The 6,885-nt window shown below is 54.2% G+C and carries 8 protein-coding genes; all 8 read left to right on the plus strand.

Going from position 1 to position 6,885, the window contains the following annotated elements:
- Window positions 1–10: 10 nt before the first annotated feature.
- The 8 genes from C1N59_RS23135 to C1N59_RS23170 all read left to right on the plus strand — a co-directional run bounded on the left by C1N59_RS23135 (window position 11) and on the right by C1N59_RS23170 (window position 6,884).
- Window positions 11–1,570, plus strand: coding sequence for a phage tail protein (locus C1N59_RS23135; protein ID WP_394551470.1), 1,560 nt, complete (start codon window positions 11–13; stop codon window positions 1,568–1,570).
- Between the two features lie 47 nt (window positions 1,571–1,617).
- Complete coding sequence (locus C1N59_RS23140) at window positions 1,618–2,049, plus strand: hypothetical protein (protein ID WP_394551472.1); 432 nt, start codon at window positions 1,618–1,620, stop codon at window positions 2,047–2,049.
- A 3-nt stretch (window positions 2,050–2,052) separates the two neighbouring features.
- Window positions 2,053–2,439, plus strand: coding sequence for a hypothetical protein (locus C1N59_RS23145; protein ID WP_394551474.1), 387 nt, complete (start codon window positions 2,053–2,055; stop codon window positions 2,437–2,439).
- Window positions 2,440–2,474: 35 nt separating this feature from the next.
- Window positions 2,475–2,624 (plus strand): hypothetical protein, encoded by a 150-nt coding sequence (locus tag C1N59_RS23150; RefSeq protein ID WP_394551476.1) that lies wholly within the window; start codon window positions 2,475–2,477, stop codon window positions 2,622–2,624.
- The gene (locus tag C1N59_RS23155; RefSeq protein ID WP_394551478.1) at window positions 2,621–3,007 is read left to right on the plus strand and encodes a phage virion morphogenesis protein; all 387 of its coding nucleotides are present in this window, start codon (window positions 2,621–2,623) and stop codon (window positions 3,005–3,007) included. Before C1N59_RS23150 ends, C1N59_RS23155 begins: the two co-directional genes overlap by 4 nt.
- Window positions 3,008–3,139: 132 nt before the next feature.
- Window positions 3,140–3,505 carry a hypothetical protein gene (locus tag C1N59_RS23160; protein ID WP_394551480.1) on the plus strand — a complete coding sequence of 122 codons (366 nt, stop codon included), beginning with the start codon at window positions 3,140–3,142 and terminating at the stop codon, window positions 3,503–3,505.
- Between the two features lie 68 nt (window positions 3,506–3,573).
- Window positions 3,574–5,853 carry a hypothetical protein gene (locus C1N59_RS23165; RefSeq protein ID WP_394551482.1) on the plus strand — a complete coding sequence of 760 codons (2,280 nt, stop codon included), beginning with the start codon at window positions 3,574–3,576 and terminating at the stop codon, window positions 5,851–5,853.
- Between the two features lie 11 nt (window positions 5,854–5,864).
- Window positions 5,865–6,884, plus strand: coding sequence for a hypothetical protein (locus tag C1N59_RS23170; RefSeq protein WP_394551484.1), 1,020 nt, complete (start codon window positions 5,865–5,867; stop codon window positions 6,882–6,884).
- The last annotated feature ends 1 nt before the right edge of the window (window position 6,885 follow it).

The raw sequence follows: 6,885 nt of genomic DNA on the forward strand, positions 1-6,885 counted from the left end.
GGGAAATGATATGCCCGTTTATCAAACCGGTAGCCTTAACACTACCGCGCTGTCTGCTGCCGATTTGTATGTAGGCATTCAGGCACCAAAAACACGCTACATCAACGGCGTGGCAAGTGATGGCCTGGGCCTGGTTGGTATTGCTTCATGGGGCCCGGTCAACTCCCCGGTGCCCATTGGCTCTGATACCGATCAGGCGCTTTACTTCGGCTCTCAGCAGGTTCGCAAATATGACCTGTGCACTGCCATCGCTATCTCGCTGCAGATTGGCGCAACCAACCTGAAATGCGTCCGCGTTACCGACGGAACCGACCTTGCGGCAGCAATTGCCCTGAAAGACACCGCCGGGACACCAGTAACCGGCATGACGCTGACAGCTAAGTATTCCGGCACCAAAGGTAACGGCATCACCGCGAAGATTTCGATCGGCACGGCGGTAAACAGTTACAAGTTGACCGTTTACTTCCCCGGCCAGACGCCGGAAGTGTTCGACAACATCACCGGTTCAGGTGCGGCTCTGTGGGCCAGCCTGGTCAGCGCGGTCAACAACGGCATTACCGCCGTGCGTGGTGCGAGTCAGTTTGTTGTGGCGACCGTTGGTACTTCAACCGCAGTTCCTGATACCACAACCGTGTGGCAACTGACCGGCGGTACCGATGGCGCAACAACCATCACAGACTCTGTTCTGGTTGGAGCGGACGGCACCAGCACTACCCGTACCGGCATGTATGCACTGCGCGGCGCTGGCATCCAGATGCTGAACCTGGTTGATTTAACCGACAGCACTCAGTGGCCGACAATCAACACATTCTGCATGTCAGAAGGCACGTTTGGCGTTGTGCAGGCTGCCGCTGGCGTAACTTACGCGACACTGGCTACCACGCTTAACACATCAGGTGTCGACAGCTGGCAGGTCAAAGTTCTGGTCGGCGACTGGCCTTACTGGAACGACACACTGAATGGCCTGAGTGCCCGCATGTGCGCCCCTGCAACGTTTGTGGCGGCTAAATATGCTTCTCAGTCGCCAAATGTGAACGCCCTGAATAAAGCGATCACGAATATCGTTGCCACTCAACGTCAACTGGCAAATCAGCCTTACAGCATCAGCGAAATCGGCGCGCTCAGCACCGCTCGCCTGGACGTCATCACCAACCCATGCCCCGGCGGAAATTACTTCGGCCTGCGTTCTGGTCGCAATGCTGCGTCATCAACCACGCAGAACGACGACACCTATACCCGCATGACAAACTACCTGTCTGCGACGCTGGCGGCATCGTTTGGTTACGTTGTGGGAGAGGGTCAGACTACCGACCTGCGCCGGAGCACCAAGGCTACCATCGAGTCCTTCCTGCAGAACCTCGCAGACGAGGGCATGATTGGTGATCCGAATGGCGGTCCGGCATTCAGCGTTAAGCTCGATGCGACAAATAACCCAAGCTCACGCGTAGCGCTGGGCTATATGGTTGCAGACGTGCAGGTTAAGTATCTGGCAACCGTTCGCTACTTCCTGATCAACCTGGAAGGCGGCGCAAGCGTCAACGTGTCCGTCTCCAGCAGCGCGACCATTTAACAGTTCAACAGCCCTCCATGTGAGGGCTTTTTATTGGAGCAAGAACTATGCCTCTTAACGGGTACACAGTCGGTCGCGACGTGCAGGTTGATATCAACACGGCTTATGGCGTCGTAACCATTCCGGTGGTCATCTCTTTTGATGCAAAGCCGAAAGTAAACCAGGTCGATGTGACCAAAATTACCGGCGAAACCGACACGCTCATGATCCCCAAGAACTGGGATGGCACCATTGAGGCCGAGCGGCAGGATGCAACGCTTGATTCGTGGTGGGCTCAGTGGGAATCGGACTATTTCGCTGGCATCAACCGTGCCGCCGGCACCATCACTGAAACCATCACCGAAAGCAGCGGTGCCGTCACTGTCTGGCGCTATACCGGCGTACAGTTCAACTTCACTGACCCCGGAAAGAAACAGGGTGATCAGACCGTTCGCCAGTCCTTCGCATTCACGGCTAAACGCCGCCTACAGGTAGCTTAATACATGGCTAATGTCACAGTAAAAGAGGGTGCCGCAGCGAATGTTGCGGCACAGGAAGAAGCAGCAACTATCCTGAAAGACTCCAAAGGCCGTCGCATTGTTTTGCGCGAACTGGACCCGCTGGAAGAATCACGCATTTTCATTGCTGTAGGCGCTGCCAATGCCGCAAACCACACTTACATGAGCGGCTATGCTTTCCCGGCTGCCATGGTTGAGTCGATTGATGATGTGGATTATTCGGTGCCAACCAATCAGGCGCAGATTGATGGTCGTCTGAAGCACCTCGGGAAAGAGGGGATGGCTGCAATCCGCGAGTACATGATCAAAGCGGTACAGGATGCCGGTTTTGGCGAAACTGACAGTGACGTGGAGCAGGCTGCAAAAAACTGACAGGGAACGCTGATTTTCGCAACAGATGTTATCTGATGAAAAACGGCGTTCCCTTTTCGGTTCTGTTCAAAGGCTTTGATGACCTGATGCAGCATGAAAAGCTTGCAATGCAGGTCACTCTCAGCGAACTGGACAGCGGGCAGAAGTACAACTGGATCACCGGCGAGTATGAGGAGAGGAAATGAAAGACGTATCACTTGATAACCTGGCATCGGCCTTTTCCTCGCTCGCCACATCAATCGGCAATGGACAGAACGGTATCGCGCATGCGCTTGGTGAGGCTATACGTGATCGGGCAAAGGAAAAGATTGGTGAATATCAGCCATCCAGTCACGGTTTCGATGCCTGGGCTCCCCTTGCGCAATCAACTATGGACCAGCGCGTGTCCAAAGGCTTCCCGGCCAACAATCCGCTACTGAGAAGTGGCGAACTGCGCGATTCAATCACCATGCGATCAGATGGTAACGGGGCAATAATCGGCAGCCCGTTGGATATAGCGCTTTATCAGGAGAATGGCACTGAACATATCCCCCAAGGCCATTTCTTGGGCCTGCTGCAGGTGAGGTGATGGACAGTGCACCAGAGCTGATCGTCAAGGTCATTTCTGCGAGGATGAAATAGTTTTTGCTGCCTGTTTTTTCTACTAAATGCGCCGGGCGAGTGGTAATATTCAGCTAACGTAACCCAACTGGTGCTTGAGATGAAAAAGACAGGATGTTCATTTATTGCCGTCGCCATGATGGCGCTCTCTTTCACTTGCAGTGCAGCATTTCACAAAGGTGAGAAGCTTACCCTCAAAGATGGCGGAATGCTTTGTCGATCACTTGATGGGGCTATAGCAACCCGCGACGTCGCAATCACCAACGAGCAGGGCGGAAATGTGGATATGATTGATGCCACAAGGCATTTTTCCTGCCTGAGTTACTCAATCCGGCCTCTGACCTTTGTTAAATACGACGACTACCTCATTCCGGGCTATCCGGAAAAGGGGAAAGTTTTTGCCTCCGTCATTGAGCCACGTTCTGGCGAGGTATGGCATATATTCACCGGATTCCTCGGTAAATAGCTAAATAATGCGAATCAAACAAGACCCGGCCACTGCGCCGGGTTTTTTATTTCCCACAGGATACGTATATGGACTCTCAGGCTTACCGCGTTGCCGTCCTGCTGACCCTCAACGATCAACTGAGCAAGAACCTTGCGAAGGTTGGTAAGGATGCAAAAGAGCTAGGCGGCAAGTTTGATGCCATCAACAAAAGCATCCAGGCAATCACCAAAAGCTCCGAAGCAGCTTCAAGGGCTCTTGATAAGCTCAATCGCAGCCTGAACAGCCCGGCAACATCTCAGGCGCTTGGCGCTAAAACATACGCAGATTCAATGGAGCGTGCCGCCAAGGCAGCCCAACAAATCGCCAGTACTGCACCTGCCTCAAACGCAATGATTGGCGGACTTGTAGGCATAGCCGCCACATCAAGTATTGCATCCAGAACCAGTGCAACAAACTTACTTCCCGCAGCGAGCGGTGGTGGCAGAATGCTTCCTCCTCCAGGTGGAGCATTATTGCTTACTGGGCCCGGTGGAAGCGCTGGTAGCTGGAAAGGCTGGAAAAATGGCGTGCCACCCGGCGGCTGGGGTCCTGGCGGGGTTGGTGGCGGAGGTCCCGGAAGTGGAGGCCCCGCTGGCAGTGGGGCCCGTGAGCACGGCATGGAGAATCTTGCCATCGCTTACGGCGGCTTCCACTTCATGCAGAGTGCAGTTGAAGCTGGGGCCGAATATCAGACATTACTTGCGCGATTCTCAGCCTATGGCATGGGTGACGCCGCGGTAAAAGAGGCTGATAAGTTTGCTCAGGCTACCAAAGTAATGGGCGCTTCGAAAAACGACATGCTGCGCTTCTTTGTTGAGGCTCAGGGCGTGTTCCGTGAGTCGGGCGAACTTACTACCGAAGATCAGCTAAAAGGTGCGCGTCTTGCAGCGCCAATGATGGCAAAAATGCAGTTTGCGATGGCGTCTATGGACCCTGCAGCAAACCATATGACGCATGCCAAAGAAATGGACATGCTTCGCTTCGTGGAGCAGGCTGGCGGCCTCAACAGTCCGGCCAAATTCAACTCCATCATGAACAATGCCTATAAGGCGGTGCAGTCATCCGGTGGTAACATCGATTTCAGCCAGTTGCGTCAGTTTATGGCGCGCGCTGGTACGTCAGCCTATAACCTCAACGACTCCGCTCTCTATGCCAAGCTTGAGCCTATCATTGGTGAGATGAAAGGGGGCGCTGCGGGTGACGCCTTAATGACGGCGTACAACCGGCTGACTGGCACTATCAAGCTGCCTAATCAGGTTGTTAAGCAGCTTGAGGATATGGGTGTTTGGGACAGGTCCAAGATCATCCACAACAGCATGGGCGGCATTAAGTCCATTGTTGGCGGGCCAGGCTCCCAGTTGACAGACCTCAAGCTTCTCGCAAGTGACCCGGTTGAGTTCTATGAGAAGGTGATCAGGCCTAAATACGCTGCCAAGGGAATGTCTGAAGAGCAGATTCAGCTACAAAATAACGTCATTTTCGGTCGTCAGGGCGGCAAGATGTTCAACCTGATTGAGAAGCAAATGCATGTTATTGAGCTGGCTGCCAAGGCTTTTGAAAAGCAGATGGGCATAGACGATGCCAGCAGGCAGACCGCTGGGACGTATAAAGGCAAGCGCGTTGACTTCGACGCTAAATGGAAGGATTTCCAGCTTGCGCTTGCTCAGGATGGCGGCCTGCTTGACACCTTCACCAAGGGTTTGTCGAGCCTGACCACTTTCCTGCAAAAGCTGACTGAATTCAGCAATGCACACCCTAAATTCACCAGTTCCGCTATGTCGTTGCTCGAAGTTGTAACGGCGCTGGCGGCAATGAAAGGCGGGGCGTGGCTGTTGAAGCATGCATTCAGTGCTTTGATATCACCGGTCACCATTTTGACAGGGAGTCAGGCGGGCAGCATCAGGCTTCTTGGTTCTGCATTAGCAGGGTTGCCGGGTATCATTGCCGCAACTACCTTCGCAGCATTGTATCCAACAAGCACTGTAAGCCAGTCGCAGGAAGACGCCGAGCGGGCAAGGCTTGGAGCGCAAAACTCCAAAGACAACACCGGCGTCGAAATGAAGCCGTGGACACCAACCCAGGCGGACTTTGACCGTAACCACGCCGCCGATGCAACTTACAGGAAAACCGGTGTCTATCCGGAAATCCCAAGTCAGCAAAGACCGGTAATGGTCACCTCAAAAACCTACCTCGACGGCAAGCAGATCGCCGAAACCGTCACCAATCACCAGACCAAGCAGGCCAGCCGGGCACCAACCAGCCCGACCGGTATTGATGCGACGATGGGCCTGCTACACCCAGGCATGGCGAGCGGTGCATTTCGTTAACGGAGAGAGTTATGGCGTTATTTGATTCACTCACATCGCTCTCTTCCACGGTCAGAAATGTGGCGTCAGGATTTAACCTGTCTGCCACGCGGCTGATCCTCGGCGATTTTGAGTTTCTGGATTTCGAGCTTCCTGAACGAATAATCATCCCCGGTCGGCAAAAGACGGTCACGCACCAGATGATTGGCGGTCGCCGTCTGGTTGACGTCCTGGGCGTTGAGTACGACCCGATCACCTGGTCAGGCATTTTCACAGGTGACACCACATCATCCCGCGTTTCCATGCTGGAGCAGATGAGGGACGCAGGTGAAACGCTGACCATGACGCTGTCAGGCTATTCGTTTGACGTGGTGGTCACCGAGTTTAACCCGGTATATGAGTTTGAGTATCGCAGGCCATACAGCATCACGCTGGCGGTGGTGCAGCGTAACGACAGTCCGTTACAGACCGATTCGCTAACCGGTGCATTGAACGCGCTTATCGACAGCGATATCGGGCAGGCACTCAACCTTTCCAGCGTCATCGAAGTTGATGCTGTGACGTCAGCGGTCAGCACGGTACAGACTGCAGTCAGTACGGTTAAGGACTACGCCACGGCAACGGTAGACCAGGTGCAGGCGGTCGTCAGGCCCATCATCGCGGCGCAGCAGATTGTTCAGACGTCGATTTCATCCCTCGAAAACTCGCTGGGCGAAATCACCACGCTGGGCGGCATTATACCCGGCAACCCGATATCGACGACGGTAAACAACCTTCTTACCCAGGCTGATGGCATGACAAGGTTGCCAGCACTCTATAACCTCGGCTCCGTACTTGAGCGCGTTAACAAAAACGTACGCACGGGTCAGACGGCAAATGGCGTCAAAAGTGTCACTTTGTCAGGCGGAAATCTTTATCAGGTGGCTGCTGACAATTACGGCGATGCGCGGTACTGGGAGAGCCTGGCAACCGTCAACAACCTGACGGACCCGCAACTGACCGGCATTAACACCATTGTGGTACCGACAACGCCCTCCACCTCAGTGAGTTAGT

The organism is Pantoea sp. SGAir0183 (assembly GCF_043545505.1).